This is a genomic window from Oligoflexus sp., assembly GCF_035638955.1.
Classification (GTDB): domain Bacteria; phylum Bdellovibrionota_B; class Oligoflexia; order Oligoflexales; family Oligoflexaceae; genus Oligoflexus.
In genome coordinates, this window is record NZ_DASQYZ010000399.1 from 1 (window position 1) to 17,491 (window position 17,491).

Below are 17,491 nucleotides of genomic sequence, written 5' to 3' on the forward strand. Positions count from 1 at the left end.
CCTCATTTCCGCCACTTTCATTATACTAATTTATCGGCAGAAACTGTCTCATACTTGGCTGAGATATAGGGCGTCAGATGTTGGTATTTCGCGGTGATAATTTTCGGCAATCACCCTCCTCTGCCAATCAAGGCAAAGGAGGGATAACTTCAGTACAGGAACCTGCTCAACTCACGAGAGGCGGGTACTTCCGAGAGAGAGGGATGTTCCTGAAATATGGTCAGTCACTTTTCAACATGGCCAGGAACTCGCTAAACGATTTTGCGATAAAATGGCAGTTATCCAGTGGACCCTTGAGCCATTTTTTATTCTCTTTGTCGTATCCGACTTCGCTTTCCATTTCCCAATGGACGATTTCTCCGAAGCGCTTCTTGTCCAAAATGATGCAAATCTGGTTATCACCACTGTCACTTCCAATAGGCAGAAGGAATTCAGGCATTCGCCTTTCGTGCAAATGAAAGGTTTCAATGGCATCGTAAATATCTCCCCACGACTCAGCTTCAATGCCATATAGGATCCGAATCCCTCCAAGCATTGGGCGTCCATTAAATGACATCGTGTACGAGTGCTCTGGTTTTAAAGCGCCACCATTTTGTTGCACTAGAAAATCGACGTAGTCTTTTGGAAAGTTCATGCCGAAGGCTTTTTCAAGCCCCTTGACTTTTAGGTCACCGACTAGATTCCAAGGTCTTTCTATTCTTGCTATTGGCATCATTTCCCTCCTTTATCACAACTTGGAATTGTATCCCCAAATGCTAGCTCCTCCGTTGTGACTAATAGCTCGATGAAGATCTCTAGGTATGAGCTGCATTACACCTCTATCCTGGTGGTGGTGCCAAGTCCAGTTTAACGGTGTTCCGTCCAGCTCCCCTGCAAGCGCATTTGCTGCATCGACGTCCGACTTATGAGACGAAGTTGGCTCAATGACGACCGACCTCTGTCCGCCCTTGAGTTCTTTGGCGTAAGGTGAAAAATCTGGAAATCCATCTTCGCTGAACTTCACACCATTAGGATACTTTTCTTTCAAAGCCGGCTTGAGGTCACTGAATAAGTAGGTTTCTCCCGCATAGAGGCCATTTGTAGGCCTCTCACCTTTTACGAGCGGCAAATTCTTATAGCGATCAATTGAACGCGCAACATCTTTTTCGATTTCTTGTACCGTCGCCATTGGGTTTCGGAACTTTATTCCTTCAACTAATCTATCTATTCGATCTTTCGTATCTGTAGTTATGCCGGCTTCTCTGGCTGCTCTGTATAAGTCTTGAGCTTTTAAGAAGATTCTGTCTGCTTCCCCGACTGCTTGCCCACCTTTTGAGACCTTTGTCACTACAACAGCAAGGACAGCCACTTTGCCTACGGCGAGGAGTTTGCTACCTATGCCTGCCGAAAACACACCGACCCATGCTGATGCTCGGGAAAAGTCATCCAGCTTCTCACCTGTCAAAAGGCTGTAGCCAGTACCTGCTTCAATTGCGTCCTTGACCCAACCAACGACAGGGGTAGCTCCTATCGCTACGTCTGCGAAGGCTATGCCAATTTGTATTGCAGCGCTTGCAGTCTCATGGTCCCCATTCTTAAGCGCCTCTTCAGCAACTCCAAATGCGGCATCTGCAGACCGAATTACTTCCTTCCGCGCGTTCAGATACTGGTCTGGGTTGTTCAGTACCTGACTCTCGACTGCATTGAGATATGCGCGAGCCTGTTCAATGCTTTCTGGAGAGACATCGATATCTTTCAACTCAGGTGCTTTGAGACTTTCCGACTTCAGGCTTGATATTATGAGCGCATAATAGTCATCCAGGTTTTTCACAACTTGGTTGAGCCAATCCTGAATTTTCTTTTGAACATCCTCTGGCAGCGATTTTACTTCATCGTCTGGTTTCCACTTGACTGTTCTCAGTAGACGCTCAGCGAAATTCCTTAGAGATTCGGTGAATTCGCTAGGGGTTTTTGAGTTGAAAGTCAATTGAGGGGTAACGCCCTCAGATATGTTTACATCCTTAAACAGAGGCTCGATTTCTGAAGGCTCACAGTTGTCCTTGTTAAATTCCGTTTGATTTTCGAGTTCTTTGCGGATCAGGTCACATTCAAAGCACGGGCGCGTGTTTCCACGGGAAGGCCCTGTACCTGCATAGCCCGGGCCGGATCCACTAGGTCCTGGGAATATTGGAAATCCGGCATCCACTGAACCGCGACCTGGACCAGTGCCTGTGCCTGGTGCGGGCCCACTGGGTCCTCCCTGCGATGACGTCCCTTCGGTAGATTCATCATCAGTTGGGCCATCATCGTTCGGACCTGAGTCTGTGTCTCCGGGATCGTCACTTGAGCCCTCCCCAGAACCATTTCCATTACCTCCTGATCCGTTGCCGCCGTTTCCGCCGTTCCCACCATCATCATCACCACCGTCGTCACTGGGTTTGAAACACTTCTCCCACGGCGCGTCAGAGCCATCCTTGTAGTAACAGCAGCAGGGTTCTTCTGGTTGATAACGGTAGTGCGCAAGGCTTTGCTTTGAGTTGCGGAAATCGCCTACGACAGAGACTGCTAAGTTAACATTTCTCTCTTTTATGTATCCGAGATGAATTGCCACAAGGAATTTTTTTCCAGTGCTATCTATCGTATATAAGCCTGAGCCCGAAGCGCCTGGGATCATGTCAAGTTCATGTTCTATAAATGCGCCCTTGACGTGCCCCAGGCCTTTGCTCAAACGCCAGCGCCCAATCTTTGCATCGAACCAGACGGATTCGAGTTCAATAGTCTCTCCTAGCTTGCCCTCGAAGATCGCAATGCTATTCGACGGCGCTCCGCCGCCAACAATAAATCCAGTCGCTAAATCCAGGTTGGGATGAGACTCAAACCGTGTTGCAGCAGCCTTACCTGATAGGATCACTGTATCTTTGAGCTTGAACCCACTCAGACAGTGATTTGCCGTGTAGATTTCACCACCGGCAACCCGAACGCCATTACACCCGGCAGCTATCTTCCCTTCAATGTCCTTAGTCAGATACTCACCGAACGCCGGTTTATCTGAAACCAGACTGGAATCGTCCGCACCGATAATGCCTTTGCTGCCCGAAGTCTGTTTGCTGCCGTAAGAACAGGACATGAGAATATTGAAGAACAGGATTGACGCTATCATTGCTATACGTGACTTCATATTGCAGCCTCACAAATCTGAATCGCTTGGGCATATTTAGGTTCAGCACTTCTTTGGAAGCTGCCATAATTTCTGACGGACCTTGCAGACATTAGGTACGAATCAAGTGCCTTTGCACACGGCGTAGTCTTGTCAGATTGGAATTCCATCATCCGCGATGCAGAATCCTGCTGCGATTTTAACTGTCCCTGCCAACCACGATTTCTCAGCCAGTCCAAATCGCTCTGGACTTCGTCTACTCGGAGCTGGAGTTTGCTGACAGCAGCATTGACGACCGTTTTTGAAAGGCCAGGGATAGATTTGACTTTCTCGATAAATTTTTGCCCTTCGCCAACAGCAGAGATAAGTTTCTGCATGGGCTCTTCAAATTGATAGAGGTTGGTGTGCATCCCCCCTATCAGTCCCCCTCTGTTTAGCTCGATCCACCAAACGTTCGCCTTCATGACCTCCTGATCTAGCTGCAGTACAGAACCTAGCGATGCCTCCAAATCTTCCAGTGGCTTTTTTGAAGTCTGGACATAACTTAGCTTGATCGACTTAATTGCAAAATCTTCTGTTAAGCGCAGACGGTTCCCAAAGTCCATGCCCCCTAACGTGTCGCTAGCGTTGCGGATCTTATCCAAGAAACTACGACCGTCCCTAACGGCGAGATTGATTTGATCGAGCGCAGGAGCACAACCGGGCTGCCCCTGCAGCTTTTCCGTGCGTTCCTGCCAATCAGCCATGAAGTTGTAGAGATTAGCGACTAAAGCAGCCATTTGGTTTGTGTTGCCGTGAAAAGATTTCCACTTTTGTCCAAAAGCTGAAGTTAGCTCTCTCACTCGCTTGATGTTCGTTCTGACCTGTTCTTGTGTGCTAACATTTTTGAAAAGTGAATCCAGCTGCGTCGTTAGCAAGCGAAGCTCAGTCTGGTATGCTTCGTTTTCGGCAGTTAGCTTCTGCATGTTAGCAATCAAGTTAAAATTGTTCGTCTTTGGCGAAGGACTCACAAAACCATAGACCAAAGGTTTCTTTTCATCGTTACTCTTGACAAATATTTCTGCAACAAAGTTGAACTCTGCAGTGGCTTCCTTAAAGTCATAGACGCACGATATCTTACTTATCTCCTCACATTGGGCGCATGTTTGGTCGACCAATTCCTTTTGATCTGCGGGCAATGGCTCTTTTTCCGCCTTTTCCTTTCTATCGAATGCCCATTGGCAAATGAACGGCCTGTCATCAACAGGGCAACTTTTATCCTTCATACATTTGTCCATGTTCAACATTCGCTGCTCTGTAAGGTACGATTCTGGTGTCTGCCTTATCGGGCATTGAAGTCCAGCAGCCGCGAATGCCCTTTGTCCGTATAAGAGCATCAGAAAAAATAGTGCAACTGATCTAAATCGAATCATAGTTTGAGACTCCTTAGTCATCGGTTTCACCGAGAACGTCTTTGGACTGATCTGTCTCCAATTGAAGCTGGTCCCTAAGAGCTGCCAAATCGGAGGCAACTTGCGACTCAGCACCTTCCAATCGAGCCAGCCTATTTTTGGTTTCGGCGAGATTTTTTAAGACCCATTGAAGTGGAACCAGATACAACCTGTATGAATTACAGAAAGGCGTTGACAGGGCCGGATCCGCCTTACACGTTGCGATTTCAAGAGCAAGAGTTTTTTCAGCCGGGCAGGTGAAGGTACCTGTTTCCCAACGTGTTCCAAAGACGTTAAAGTATTCTGTCTTCATCGTCTTAAGGACGCCGTCGTCAATTTTCTTCACTACAGCCGACTTTATTAAGCAGTATGCGTTCTGCTTTGCACCAACTTGGCCAGCCATGCTAGTCGAGAAATTCAGAAGCTCGACAGCCTTTCTGTCCAAATCCTTGCTGGTTTGCTCAATGAATTTCTCGTTGGTCAGTCGATAGTCTTTCAATGCTGGCGGGGTAACATCAAGATAGGCCAGCGGAGTTCTTGCACTATCGAAGATGATAAAAAACTGGTAGCAAGGCGTCGAATCGCTTGAGACCTTCAACACCACCATTTGCGTTCGATTCTTGTGCAAACCTGGGTTATATTGAAAGACTTGCTGTGCGACTACACCATTTGGTCCTGAAAAATAGTCATCAGATACGCAGTACGCTTGCAGAGCTAGCGCGGAACTACTCGCGCCAGTGGGGACAAATGTTGCTCCAGTTTCATAGATAAACTCGTGGTGATCATCACTCTCGATCGCATTTTTTATTACGAATCCGCTTTGGCTTACTGCCTGATTTGAGCTTTCTACGCAATCTTTCGTCTCAGCCAGCAGGAAATCAGGAATGATCTCGTCTATCAAATACGAATCGAATATATAAGCAGTCTGGGCATGGAATAGAGCAGCACCTTTATGATCATTGGTTCTAAGCCTCTCTATTTCAGCCTTCACGTTAAAATTATCGCAGTACAGGTCCCCAGGATAATTGCCAGGGTAACGGTCAGACTTAAGAGCTAGGTTGATCAGTTTTAGAGCTTCGTCGGGATTGTAGGTGCCACCTGGGACGCCCCGGTAATAATCTCTTGATTTCATCATGGCCTTTAGGCGGTAAACGCCCCCGCCCTCATAGTCGTCTACTCCTGGAACTGAATCGCTGTCGGCCTCGTTAAGGAGCGGTTGAAGGATTTGAAGGTGCTTAAGCTGCTCGAAAAATGTAGAGTCGTCAGATAGCTTTATTAGAAACAGACCTTTGAAATAATAATACGCGGCATAGTCAAACTTGAGGATATCAGGACTCAGATACTTTTCGACTGCATCGATGCCCTCCTGATAGAGACGACGCCTTTCGTCTCTCTGATCAGGCTGCTTTAGGTAGTGTGACGCTTCATAATCATATGTTCGTAAATGAATCTCGGCCAACTGCATTGCGTCGCTGTGAAATGGCTTTGGAGCGGTATCCAGTCCTTGACTTGTGATCTGCCGGGTCTGAGTAAGGTACCATCTACTCTGATCACGGAGAGCAAATTTCGATTGCGCTTGTTTTATCGCAAGAGCAAGTCCATCGGAATGTAAGGTAGATTTGTTTTCGGCGTCGCACCCTACGAAAACGAAAAGAAAGAAGAAAATCAATCTTCGCATAAGGCCCCCATGCTATTGGTTTTGTATGCTTGGGCTTTAATTCGGATCTGTAAACGAGACGCACAATCCAGCATGACAAAGGTCCGAGCGATCTTAAGGCCGGAACAACAAGGGGCGAATTCGAGGGATTGGGATTGAATATGAGGCTTTGGGAAAAATCGCACTGGCATCCAATCCTTTGCTTTACTGGTTCACTGCACGCGCCGTTTACAAGTCGAACGTTTTTGCCACGAGTTAACCATGGCAGTTAACGGACAGGTAACAGGCTCGGGAGTAGTGCAGCAAGCCTTTGCTAGTTCGAACCACAAAGTTAAAAAATGTTTTTAAAATGATCGGGCTCCAATGACACAGATGCGATCCTAACTAGGCGCAACAGAGAGGAAAAAATTTTAAGGAATCAGTCACAGGAATGGACCTACGCCATGCCATTTTACAAATTTTAAATAACTGAATTTGACTATTGCGCGAGCTTCGCGTGGGTGATTAACCAAGATGGTTAGCTGCGCATTGACATCGTGTAAGGCATGGCATAAGCTCCGCCCACGATTATTCGAGGTGGAAAGCAGGGAGCGTCAATGTCTAACCCGTTTTGCCAGTATGCAAGGCCTTTGATAAAAGGGTTCCTGAGTACCAGAGGAGAAAGTCTTCGTTGGCTTGCAAAGCAAACCAAAGTTGACTACCACCGAGTGTACAGAATTGACACAGGTGAAATCAAAACTGTGCCTTTTCCAGACGCAAGAAGATTGCTTCAGTTCCTTGAACCCTCGACTGCTGACGATACGCTGAGACAATTCTACCCAGTTGAAACCACAGGGCAGAGCGGTCAGCTAAATTCTGAATCGCAAGATCTCCAGGATTCGCTTTTTCAAGCCGCACTTGAGTCGGAAGGCCGATGGAAAATATTTCTGCATGTGACAACCAAGAGTGGGTGTACGAAGGCAGATATAAAGGATCAATTCGGAGTTGATGGCTTAGGGATTCTCTCTGAATTAATTAGCATCGGGGTAATCTCTGTCAGTTCAGATTATACTTTGCTCTCTAATATTGATCGGGACCTGACTCCCTCAGTTGTCGCGACCGTTAAAGAAGCGCGTATGCAAATTGGCGCATTGAACTTTGATAGTTCTGGAGGGTATCTTCGGAGTGTGCAGCGTCGCTATAGCAAAGAAGGATGTATGGCCGTGTATAAGGCCATAACAGGGTGTGCCGACACTTTGAGAAGAATTGACAATGACCCTACCTATTTGGGCGATCGACTGTACGTGTATACAATTGCACTTGGTACTCTTCGCGGAGGCGAAAGACATGAAGATTAAGATCGCACGCATTGTTTTGCTTATATGCCTTATAGATGCTGGTCTTGCAATTGCTGGATCGACAACAGGAAGTGGGCCGCCTGCTAAGGAAGCACTCGAAGAGATGCTGATGTCAAAGGATTTAGGCAGCGCTGGACTTTTCATCAGTGATAAAGGCGATGTCGGGCTAGGTGTAAATCGTGCTCTAGACTCGCAAATTGTGCTTACGCGAGCTAGCTTTTCTACCCAGTCGATTTTAATATCTCCATTGGATTTCGATGCCTTGTCAAAATCTGCAACTCGGCTTATCGATGCCGAAACAATAGGCTCTCGTGAGGCTACAGCTAAGTCCTATCGCGTTGAAGACAGTGACAATGCTGATGAACTTATACTGAAAGATCGCCGCGATGTTGCGCGCTCATCAGTTAAGTAGCAGATACGAACTTAGTTTTGGTGGCAAGAGGCAGCCTGGGCTGCCTTTTTCTTTTTCGGATCGATGCGCGGGCAGTTAATTGCATGAAAATTCTCGACAACCGTGAGTGGTGGGCGTGCAGGGTATATCGTCTATCCATTTTAGATGACATTCTGATGGAAGACCTATTGGGCTGCACCCGCAGCTGAGGAATAGAATGCGGTTACCTTCAGTTTCCACGCTCTAGCATTGTTCGTGTCGGGATTTTCTCGCGTATCTCCGGTACACAGGTTTCTTCTCTAAACTCATGCCTGGATTCGAACCATGCTTCTCTTCCCAGTGCTCTAGCTAGGACGTGCGCAATGAGTTGGTCAGTCTCGGCTCTCTTGTTGATTTCGGGGAATGCAGCCAATTGGGATTCGGCTTGTCTTCGCAAATCGTCTGCTTCCATCGCGTTGAGCCGAAAGGACTCAATTGTCCTTTCTGCAGCTTCACGATCAATCTTCGCTTCCTCTCGCGTTACGCGGGATTCTGCACGGGCGGATTCGACCTCCTTTTCGAGTTGATGGACCTGGCCTAGCAGTTGTGCATTTTGCGATTCAAGCCCTCTCAGATGAAACTCAAGCTGGGATTTAAAGTCACGCAGCGATTCGGTTTCTTCGCGCAGCTCCAGGTTGCTGCTTTCGAGCCGTGCAACTTCATCACTGTAGGAACCGCAAGCTTCGAGGGTCCTCTGCTCAATCTCGGTTTCTATTGCCTCTTCGACGCTGGCTGCCAGCTTTTTCTTTTCCTTCGATGGAGGCTGAGCATTGTTCTCGGTACGCCAAGCATGAATATATTTCTCTGCGGTGCTGTTCGAACCACCGGCAAGTGCCACCAGCTGGCGAACTGAGGGTACACTTCTGAGCTTAGGATAAAGCTCGCTAATTGCGTTGAAATAGCGCTCTTTTACTTTATTGCTGTCTGCCATGAATCACCGATTCTTAATTTTTTGGGTCGTTACACGTGTAACCGAACTGTAACGGTTACACTTTTCGTTACAGGTGTAACGATTTCCATCGTTACATTTGCAGGGGTCACTTTGATTGGATTCCTGCGCGTGCCTTTTGGCTCCGCAGCGCTACCACGCAAATGGCCTGAGCTGCTTCGAGAAGGGCACGCAGAACAATCAAGATGATCGCTCCTGTCCAGGTTATTGCATCGCGCGAAATACCAAGAGGCTTAGGTGTTGGAGTCTGGACTGTCATCACCTGGGCCTTTGGAAGTTTGTCTGCGATCCTTTGCATGGTGGACCAAGCACCAGCTTTCGTGGCCTTTTGCAAAGCATCAGTAAGGGCATTCGTTACAGGATCGACACTCACCGATTGAATGGGCTGAGCCGTCAGTGCTGAGGCGGGTTCAGATAGCGCCTTTTCCCAGGTGTGGCTGAAAACATGGAAGGTGGTACTGGCGACCATGAAGGCATAATACCCACTGCAGACAAATCTGCGAATCCAATCGGCTGTTCCTGACAGTTGTAGAGTCAGCAAGGCAATCATAGCAAGCGATCCAGCGACAGCCAGTGGCCACGAATAACCGGGAAGAATATCATGCTGGCGGTAGAACTCGTGCTGAAGGAACGTCGAGAGAACTCCCAAACCGCATACGACGGATACTTGGAAGAGGTAGATCAGGGACGGCAAAGTTGCCAATATTTTCAGCAGCTCAGGAACTTTCGATTTTTTCTCATCGGCTGGAAACCTGTACACGGTTGCAGCGGGGGCTGAGGATAGGGGCATGATGGGCTCCTGATGTTGAATTGCAAAAGGCGTCGAGCAGTATGATTCTCCGTAGCCCATCGCCACACGGAACTGTGATTCGTCGCAGTTCAATGCCTGATCACGGTCTGACGCCTGACCGCCTGCCGACTCATAGTCTGATGTCAGCAGGTTCGATGCAGATCCGTGGTTCGATGCCCGGTCCTGGTCCGATGCCCGGTCCTGGTTCGATGCCCGGTCCTGGTCCGATGCCCGGTCCTGGTCCGATGCCCGGTCCTGGTCCGATGCCCGGTCCTGGTCCGATGCCTGATCCTGGTCCGATGCCCGGTCCTGGTCCGACAATTTATTGTCGCTGGCGTGATTTTCGACCAGCCTAAGCATTGGGGCTCCAAGCTCTGCTCGCTCTTTTTCACGTTGACGTCTTTCCCGACGCCTCCGGTTTATTTCATGCCTGTTGGCCTGATAATACCGATCATCTCTCGCCTTGCGTCCCTGCGCCTTTTTCATTGAACCACCTCCGCCCATTGATGCCTTTTGCAATAGCGCCCATAGAGTTCCAAGCATTGTCCGAAGGTTAATTTTGACAATGCGCTTTCAATTATTTCCAGCTCGCGCTTTTGCTGCTCTGAGATTCCCGACTGATTTGCCCCCTTTATCGCAGATTTCAATTCGGCAACATTGCGTGGAACACAGGGAGCACAAGCTACACCGAGCCTGCTTTTCGCCGAATTTATTGGTTCCTGCAAGAGATGCTGAACAATGATATCCGACGCAATGCCGAAGTTTTGCGACTTTGCTTTGATGAAGCCTGGAATTTCGCTTAACAGCTTGTCTAGGTCCTGCCGGGTGTCGGTCCTGTTGAGTGCTTTCGTAGCTTTTTGAACGATTTCTTCTCTGTTTCTAAGCGCGCAGTCGATGCCACTAAACAGGAAATTGATACTCTGGGCACGCGAGGCTATATAAGGATCAGAGGCGATAGGAAGAAGTTTCTCCATGAGGTGAACCTCGTTGCCGTTGACCCTTACATATTCCCGAAGAAATTTTCTTTTTTCATCCTTTGACACAGGAAGTTTGACAAGGTCTTCCCAGAGGCGAACAAGATTATCGACTTCTTTCTTCATCTCGAAAAGATTGCGACCATCGGAAGAACTGATTTCTCTTTGGCTTTCGTTTGGGCTTTCAGGAAGGGAATTAGGCACCGTCGCAGCGAGGGGTGCCTCTTCCGATGTGAAGTGCCCCCCATCACACGGCGAGGGGGTGGGGATTGTCGCGGGGCTAGAAAATGAGTCGCCGACCGCGCGTTTTCGAATTGCAACACATTCGCTTTTGCTCACAAGCACGGACTCGTAAAACTCGAAAGCGAGAGAATTGATGAAGTAATTGTTCGAGGACTGCTGAAAATGTCCGCGCTCGTTCAAATAGCGGAACGCTTCCACTTTCAAATATCCCTTCTGCTGTAGCGTTCGCAATTTCTTACGCACCGTCGATTCGCCGATTTTGGTCGCAGTAGCAATGGTCAGAATGGATGGGAAAGCCGGGTGATCGACAAAACCTTTGTCGAAAGGCATCAGTGAACCAAGGAAAGTCAAAATGGAGTGCTCGAAATGATCGATATCGTGTGCGTGGTCAAACGCACGCAGATAGCGACCGCCCTGATAGACCCGATGGCCTAACGGGAAGACATTGTGCAGCTGTGACATAATTATCCCTCATTCTATGAGGGAGTCCGGCAGGGGTTGAAAAGCGGACGTGGCCGTACTAAGCTCCAGACGGAGCAACGGGGTCTGCTTTGTCGTAATTGCCAGGCTCCGGTGTTCTCGGAGACTGAAGCGTCAACTTCAGTCTCCACCAAAAAGCCAATCGCCTCCTACGATATTTGCTTCGAGTTAAAATTCAAACTCTAATTTGATGATCTTTAGAAAAAAAAATCACTCTGGAGTGAATCTCTTGTGTACCAAGAGTTTCATGGATTGGAATTTCTGCGGCCAATTCTTTGTTGATTTGCGACCAATTGCGACCAGAGAGCAAAAACAATGGTGGATAACGAGAGATACCGGTGCACGTGCTGAGCGATGGCAAGCGATTAAAATAATTCCGATTTCTAACAATTTCAGTTGATTAAGGGAGCATTTGCTAATAATTGTCCCGTTTTTAGGAATCCGCGCAGCGAGATCACGCTGCCGGGTTCCTCTTTTTTTAGGCCGCCAGAGACGGTGTCCGTTCCTGAACGAGGCTCTGTGGAGGCAGGTCAATGACGAGCGAGAAGCGTCGGTGCTGAGGTGATCCACCGGGACCGCCCAACACCAGCTCCAGACGGCCGCCGAGATGTTCGACAAAAGCCTGGACCGCTTCCATGCCGACGCCACGACCGGAAATTTCGGTGACCTTCTGCGCGCTCGAAATACCAGAGATAAAGATGAGGTTGGCCACCTCTTCGTCCTTGGCGTCCGCCGCGATAAGATTTTTTTCCAGACCCATGTTCCGCAGAACCGCTAAATTTAAGCCTGCGCCACTGTCGTGGTAGACGATGCGAGTGTCATTGTCATCATGCTCCAAACGGATCTTGATCTGGCCCATATCCGTGTCTTTGAAGCCATGATCGAGACTGTTACGGAACATATGGACAAAGATATCTTCGATCCGATCCTGACCAGCCTGGTCCAGATAAAAGTCGCAACCTTCAATCATCACCGTTGGAGCTTTCTTGCCGAGCTGCCTGGCAAGACTTGGCAAAGAACCAATGACCGGCTTGATCAAATTACAGAATGTGCCGGCATTGAATTTATCCAGACTGGAAAGGATGACAGCCAGTTGGGCCCGACTTTCCGTTGAAGCCAAATCCCCATTCGGCCCAACCAACTGAGACAATCGCATCAGGCTGGATTCCAGCTCGGCCTGGTCTGCCCGCTTCAGTTTTTTATCATGCACCGCTTCATAGGTGTTGAGTATCGTGCTGATACTTTGGAGCATGGTGTGGATGCGCTCCTCATCAGCTTGATTAAAACCTTTGATATCCAAGGCGAAGAGATCGGTTTCGACGTCATGGACGATTTTGGAAACGTCACTGAAACCATAGGTCCGGGCATTGCCTTTGATGGTGTGGATATTGCGCAGCAGAATATGCCATTCCATATTCTTTTCCCAATGCTTCAGGATACCCTCGCAACTGGCTAAAAGGGTACGGGCCGAATGCAGGAAGCGTTTGAACTTGGAGGCAGGAATTTCAAGAATTTGGCCGATGATTTCCAATTCGTGCTGCCTGGCTGCTGCTGTTTCTTCAGCTTTCTTCATTTCCGTGACATCCCGCACGGCGGCCAGAACTTTCTGCACATTCCCTTCAAGATCCTCGATCGCAGCCCAGTCGACTTCCAGGTGTCTCAGGCGTTCCGCATGCGTATAGCGAAGCTGCCGAGGCAAAAGATGCTGGTTGCCTTCAAAACTCAGCGCTTCCTGACCAAAGGAGAAACCAATCGCGGTGCGCACCTGCGCCCGCACATCCGTGGTCAGATCCGAACGATCGATCAGACAGTCGAAGAGCGATTTGCCTTCCAACTGCCTGGCGCCAACGATATCTTCCAGATAGCGCGAATACTGCTTCTGAATGCCGCCTCCACCATCGATGGTACAGATGCCCTGCTGGATGTTATCCAGCATAACGCCCATGCCTTTGGTTTGTTGCCAGAGTTCCTCGGTGCGTTGCTTGACCTGACGCTCCAGCTCCACGTTCATATTCTCCGTGACGCGACGCGCTTCAATCTGCGCTTCCAAGGCCGCTTTCTGGGCTCGGCGGATCTGCTTATTGATGTCGTTGACCTTGTCGCTCGCACCGATAGCCATCAGGAGGACCTGAACACCGGTGCCGATTTCAATACAGTTCGCCGTAACAAACGAGACCGGCAGGATGCCGATTTTCTGCAAGCCATAGATGACCGAGGCGACGATCATGGAGATCCACGACAGGAGGAAAAAGCGCGCCGGTATATAACCGCTGCGCAGGGTCATGATGCTGCCAACGAGAATCGTGATACTGGTGCAAAGCCCGACCACGATATAAGCCTTCAAATAGATATAAGGCAGGAAGAAGGAACCGAGACAGCACGCCGTCAGGGCCGCCATGAAAAAATAGAAGGTTTTCTGCAACCTAGGAAAATTATGAATGGGCAGGAACTTGATCGTGGCAAAGGCAGCCGCGAGAAACACCAGCGGTGCGGTGAAGGCCGAAGCCTGGTTGCCCCACCAGATGGATTCGGGCCAGAGGTATTCGAAGGCCAGACCGTTCATGACCATCTTGAAAACCAGCAGTGAGGACCAGTACCAACTGAGGCAGAAATATTCAAAGCTGCGGGCGCCGACAGCCATCAGGAGGTAGTACGAAATCATAATCAGCATCAAGCCGATGTACGTGCCTTGAACCAGCTGGCTTTCATGATCCTTGCGCATGACGGCGGATTTGGTTTCAAACGACATTTTGAATTCAGAAGCCCCCAGTGTCTGGAGGCGGACCAAAAATTCCAGAGGCTGCTCGCCCAGCGGCACACCAAAATGAAAGTAGCGATGCTTCAGATCGCGCTCGTTAAAGCGTAAACGATCACCGGAATTTTTATGGACCCAGGCGCCGTCTTTTTTGAAGTAGACATCAATGTAATCAACCAGCGGATTTTCCATCACGAAGTACCAGGGACCCTGCAGCTGACCGTCAGTTTGAGCTTCGAAATGAAACCAGTAGGCGTGGCCGGTGAACCCGTAATTGGGCACCTTGCGTTCCTCAGGTTTGAATTGTCCGTTGGTCAGCGCCTGCTGGGCTTCGTCAAAGGTCATGGTGCGGGAGGGATCTGTCAGGGTATGCACGCCTTGACCGATTGGGAATTCATCCGCGTCGACTGTCCAGGTTTCAGCAGACAACGATGCTGGCACCATCAGGACGAGTCCTAGGGTGAGCCACAGTCGAATCAAGGACATAAGATCCTCCGTCGCGTGATCTCACGCGGCTTTCGGTTTTAAGAGTTTACCGATGACTTTGCACAAAGACTCGCCGTGAACAGGTTTGACGATCCAGACGCGGACGCCGGCATCCAGTCCTTGCTTGCGGAGTTCTGTGCTATTTTCTGTGGTCAGCATGACTATGGATGTTTGGCTAAAGCGGCTATCTTTTTTAATGGCTTGAGTGAGTTCCACGCCGTTCATTTCCGGCATATTGAAGTCGGTTATGATCACATCAAGCGGAGCCACCTGCTGGGCCATAGCCACGCCGGCAGCGCCGTTGGGGGCAACAAAGACTTCGTGACCATCTTTTTTGAGAATGGTTTGCAGCTCTGCCAAAATCACTTCGGAATCATCCACGGCCAGAATTCGACCCATGCCCCATCTCCTTCAGCTTTTTTCCATTGCCAGGAGGATCGGCACGAAAAACGAAATCCTAAGACTGAATCCTGATAGTTGGATATGAATTACGAAATCTTCATAACCGGCTGGCCTTAAAGCGTTTTTACCTGAGCCACGACACCCAAAATACCATCGATAATGAATTGGATGGCAATCGCGGTCAGGATGATACCCATGATTCGGGTCACCAGGTTGATTCCAGTGCGGCCCAAAAGTCGATACAGATGAGGCGCACTCTTAAGCAGGAAATAGGACGCGATGAATACGCAGGTGATGGAGGCTAAAAATAAAGCTGTCGGCAAAGGTCCCGAGATCTGAGACGACTGCAGAACCACAGTCGAGATTGCACCCGGTCCAGCGAGCAGCGGGGTCGCGAGGGGGAAAATGGAAATATCTTCGCGCGAGAAGGATTCGTTTTCTTCTTCGGTCTTCACCCGTTCCCGATGCGCTTCCAGCTGGGAAATGCCTAAAAGCAGGAGCAAAATTCCACCGGCGATGCGGAACGCAGGAATGGAGATGCCAAAGAGGCGAAAGATGCCTTCACCCGTGACGGCAAAGATACTCAGAATAACGGTGGCAATGGCACAGGCTTTCAAACTGACAACCGAGCGTTCCTTGGCCGAAAAGCGATCCGTAAGGCCGAGATACACAGGGATCACAGCAAGGGGGTCGACAATGGCGAAAAGCGCAGTGAAAGATGACGCGAAGGTCATGAACGAAGATTTTAGATCCACGGAGTCCGTCCCGGAAAATGATTCACGCTTCAGTCGATAAGCATACCAGTGTTTGGTTCCAGGGGAAAAGGCTTTTGCTCGGGTTCTTCGCTTCTCTGAGTCGGACGGGTCATGGTGAGCTGGGCGGCGGTCAGAAGCCCATGCTGAAACGTGGCCTCCGCATAGGATAGGTAGTAACGCCAGCTGCGAATAAAGCTCTCATCAAAGCCCAAGGCTTTGACCTCGAGCAGATGACCTTCGAAGCGGAGCCGCCAGGCATTGAGCGTGCGAGCATAGGACAGGCCAATGTCTTCAAGGCGCCTGACGCTGAAGTCAGCTTTTTCACTGGCGGCTTGGAGAAATTGCGAAAGTGAAGGCGTAAACGATCCGGGGCTGATATACTTGCGTATCCAATCGGCTCCGGCATGATTTTCGGAACGAAAACGCTCAGGTGTCAGCAAAAGCTGGTGCACCATGATGCCCTGAGGTTTCAGCAGTTCGTCGCAATGCGCGAAGAATCCAGGCAACTCCTGGGCATCCAAAGCATCAATGAGTTCGACCGACACGATGCGATCAAAGCTACCTTTGACGGATCTATAGTCGAGGAGCGAGGGGAAAACCCTCTGCTCGAGACCCAGCTCGGCGACTTTTTGCTGTAAATAACGATGCTGCTCTTCCGAGATGGTGACCGCGGTCACTTTGCAGGGAAAGCAAAGCGCCAGATAAAGCGACAGGCTGCCCCACCCGGCACCCAGTTCCAGGATGTGATCACCCGGTCGAACCTTGAGTTCCTGGGCAATCCGCCGATTTTTTCGAAGCTGTGCGGCTTCGAGATTTTCCTGGCCTTCGAAAATGGCGCTGGAGTTGGTCAGGGTTGGATCCAGCATGAGAGTGAAAAACGAGCGTTCGAGTTCATAGTGGGCGGCCATGGAATCCGTAAAGCCGCCGGGTCTGGTACGATCCAGCATCGATTGGACCTGCTGGACGCCTTGCAGAAACTGAAACAGCGGATGATCACTGGTGTCGACCCGACCTAAAGCATCGAGTTGGTCAATGTTCAACAGGAACCAGCGGATGACCGCCACCAGATCAGGGGAATCCCAGTCGCCATCGACAAAGGATTCACCGAAGCCGAGTTCACCGTGTTTCATGAAACGCATGAAGAAACGCTCGTGGCGTATCTGCATCTCGGCTTGAATTTTTTTGCCGAAGCCAAATGAGTAGGTGTGGGCGTCGCCATGAACCTTAAGAGTCAGATGACCGCGAGTCATGGATTGAAATTTAGCGAGAACCGCGCTTTTATAGAGGCTGCTTTGATAAGTTTCCCAACGTCTAAGAGTGCGGGGAATCAGTTCTTCCATGCAAACCTCCGCTGGCATACTGGGCGGGTCTGCCATAACCCATTGAAATCTTGAGCCGGGCCCATGTTAGGTTCAGGTCTTGCGGTTTCATGTTCTGGGCAAAATGGCACCGATTCCCTTATATTTTCATGGGGCTTGCGTTAAGTAAAGAGTGGACTTAAGTTTTTGAGACAGGACGCCGATTCGCAAAGAAAGGAGGGTGTTCTATGTTGATAGTTGCCGTGGTGACTGGAATTGTTCTTGTTGGAGCCGCTTGGGTAGCTGGTGAAGCCACAAAAATGCAGCCTGCTCTGCAACCCGCCAAAGCGCCTGCTCGTAAACGTGGGC

13 protein-coding genes are annotated in these 17,491 nt (G+C 49.6%); 2 read left to right on the forward strand and 11 right to left on the reverse strand.

Annotation, left to right across the window (positions count from 1 at the left end):
- Positions 1-220: 220 nt before the first annotated feature.
- From VE954_RS34420 to VE954_RS34435, 4 genes are all read right to left on the reverse strand, one after another.
- The gene (locus tag VE954_RS34420; RefSeq protein ID WP_324961614.1) at positions 221-715 is read right to left on the reverse strand and encodes an SMI1/KNR4 family protein; all 495 of its coding nucleotides are present in this window, start codon (positions 713-715) and stop codon (positions 221-223) included.
- 12 nt (positions 716-727) lie between these two features.
- On the reverse strand, positions 728-3,157 hold the full coding sequence (locus VE954_RS34425; protein WP_324961616.1) for an HNH endonuclease: 2,430 nt from the start codon (positions 3,155-3,157) through the stop codon (positions 728-730).
- Positions 3,154-4,401 (reverse strand): hypothetical protein, encoded by a 1,248-nt coding sequence (locus tag VE954_RS34430; protein WP_324961618.1) that lies wholly within the window; start codon positions 4,399-4,401, stop codon positions 3,154-3,156. Before VE954_RS34430 ends, VE954_RS34425 begins: the two co-directional genes overlap by 4 nt.
- 160 nt (positions 4,402-4,561) lie before the next feature.
- A complete protein-coding gene (locus tag VE954_RS34435; protein WP_324961620.1) occupies positions 4,562-6,244 on the reverse strand; it encodes a hypothetical protein in 1,683 nt (560 codons plus the stop codon).
- A gap of 575 nt (positions 6,245-6,819) precedes the next feature.
- Between VE954_RS34435 and VE954_RS34440 the strand changes: the two genes are divergently transcribed.
- Positions 6,820-7,560: a hypothetical protein gene (locus VE954_RS34440; RefSeq protein ID WP_324961621.1), complete on the forward strand. Its 741-nt coding sequence runs from the start codon at positions 6,820-6,822 to the stop codon at positions 7,558-7,560.
- Positions 7,550-7,972 carry a hypothetical protein gene (locus tag VE954_RS34445; RefSeq protein WP_324961623.1) on the forward strand — a complete coding sequence of 141 codons (423 nt, stop codon included), beginning with the start codon at positions 7,550-7,552 and terminating at the stop codon, positions 7,970-7,972. Before VE954_RS34440 ends, VE954_RS34445 begins: the two co-directional genes overlap by 11 nt.
- Before the next feature lie 208 nt (positions 7,973-8,180).
- Here VE954_RS34445 and VE954_RS34450 read toward each other — a convergent pair whose 3' ends face one another.
- The 7 genes from VE954_RS34450 to VE954_RS34480 all read right to left on the reverse strand — a co-directional run bounded on the left by VE954_RS34450 (position 8,181) and on the right by VE954_RS34480 (position 17,164).
- Positions 8,181-8,921, reverse strand: a complete 741-nt coding sequence (locus VE954_RS34450) for a DNA-binding protein (RefSeq protein ID WP_324961625.1) — start codon at positions 8,919-8,921, stop codon at positions 8,181-8,183.
- A gap of 106 nt (positions 8,922-9,027) precedes the next feature.
- On the reverse strand, positions 9,028-10,089 hold the full coding sequence (locus tag VE954_RS34455) for a hypothetical protein (RefSeq protein ID WP_324961627.1): 1,062 nt from the start codon (positions 10,087-10,089) through the stop codon (positions 9,028-9,030).
- 122 nt (positions 10,090-10,211) lie between these two features.
- Entirely contained in the window at positions 10,212-11,408 is a 1,197-nt protein-coding gene (locus VE954_RS34460; protein WP_324961629.1) for a helix-turn-helix domain-containing protein, read from the reverse strand.
- Positions 11,409-11,904: 496 nt separating this feature from the next.
- Complete coding sequence (locus VE954_RS34465) at positions 11,905-14,667, reverse strand: 7TM diverse intracellular signaling domain-containing protein (protein WP_324961631.1); 2,763 nt, start codon at positions 14,665-14,667, stop codon at positions 11,905-11,907.
- Between the two features lie 21 nt (positions 14,668-14,688).
- Positions 14,689-15,066: a response regulator gene (locus VE954_RS34470; RefSeq protein WP_324961633.1), complete on the reverse strand. Its 378-nt coding sequence runs from the start codon at positions 15,064-15,066 to the stop codon at positions 14,689-14,691.
- Positions 15,067-15,182: 116 nt separating this feature from the next.
- Positions 15,183-15,824, reverse strand: coding sequence for a MarC family protein (locus VE954_RS34475; RefSeq protein WP_324961635.1), 642 nt, complete (start codon positions 15,822-15,824; stop codon positions 15,183-15,185).
- Positions 15,825-15,853: 29 nt separating this feature from the next.
- Positions 15,854-17,164, reverse strand: a complete 1,311-nt coding sequence (locus tag VE954_RS34480) for a cyclopropane-fatty-acyl-phospholipid synthase family protein (protein WP_324961638.1) — start codon at positions 17,162-17,164, stop codon at positions 15,854-15,856.
- Positions 17,165-17,491 lie beyond the last annotated feature (327 nt).

Bases quoted from the DNA above. Each gene is read 5' to 3' on its own strand.
- VE954_RS34420 (WP_324961614.1), bottom strand. From the start codon at position 715: ATGATGCCAATAGCAAGAATAGAAAGACCTTGGAATCTAGTCGGTGAC.
- VE954_RS34425 (WP_324961616.1), bottom strand. From the start codon at position 3,157: ATGAAGTCACGTATAGCAATGATAGCGTCAATCCTGTTCTTCAATATT.
- VE954_RS34430 (WP_324961618.1), bottom strand. From the start codon at position 4,401: ATGAAGGATAAAAGTTGCCCTGTTGATGACAGGCCGTTCATTTGCCAA.
- VE954_RS34435 (WP_324961620.1), bottom strand. From the start codon at position 6,244: ATGCGAAGATTGATTTTCTTCTTTCTTTTCGTTTTCGTAGGGTGCGAC.
- VE954_RS34440 (WP_324961621.1), top strand. From the start codon at position 6,820: ATGTCTAACCCGTTTTGCCAGTATGCAAGGCCTTTGATAAAAGGGTTC.
- VE954_RS34445 (WP_324961623.1), top strand. From the start codon at position 7,550: ATGAAGATTAAGATCGCACGCATTGTTTTGCTTATATGCCTTATAGAT.
- VE954_RS34450 (WP_324961625.1), bottom strand. From the start codon at position 8,921: ATGGCAGACAGCAATAAAGTAAAAGAGCGCTATTTCAACGCAATTAGC.
- VE954_RS34455 (WP_324961627.1), bottom strand. From the start codon at position 10,089: ATGCTTAGGCTGGTCGAAAATCACGCCAGCGACAATAAATTGTCGGAC.
- VE954_RS34460 (WP_324961629.1), bottom strand. From the start codon at position 11,408: ATGTCACAGCTGCACAATGTCTTCCCGTTAGGCCATCGGGTCTATCAG.
- VE954_RS34465 (WP_324961631.1), bottom strand. From the start codon at position 14,667: ATGTCCTTGATTCGACTGTGGCTCACCCTAGGACTCGTCCTGATGGTG.
- VE954_RS34470 (WP_324961633.1), bottom strand. From the start codon at position 15,066: ATGGGTCGAATTCTGGCCGTGGATGATTCCGAAGTGATTTTGGCAGAG.
- VE954_RS34480 (WP_324961638.1), bottom strand. From the start codon at position 17,164: ATGGAAGAACTGATTCCCCGCACTCTTAGACGTTGGGAAACTTATCAA.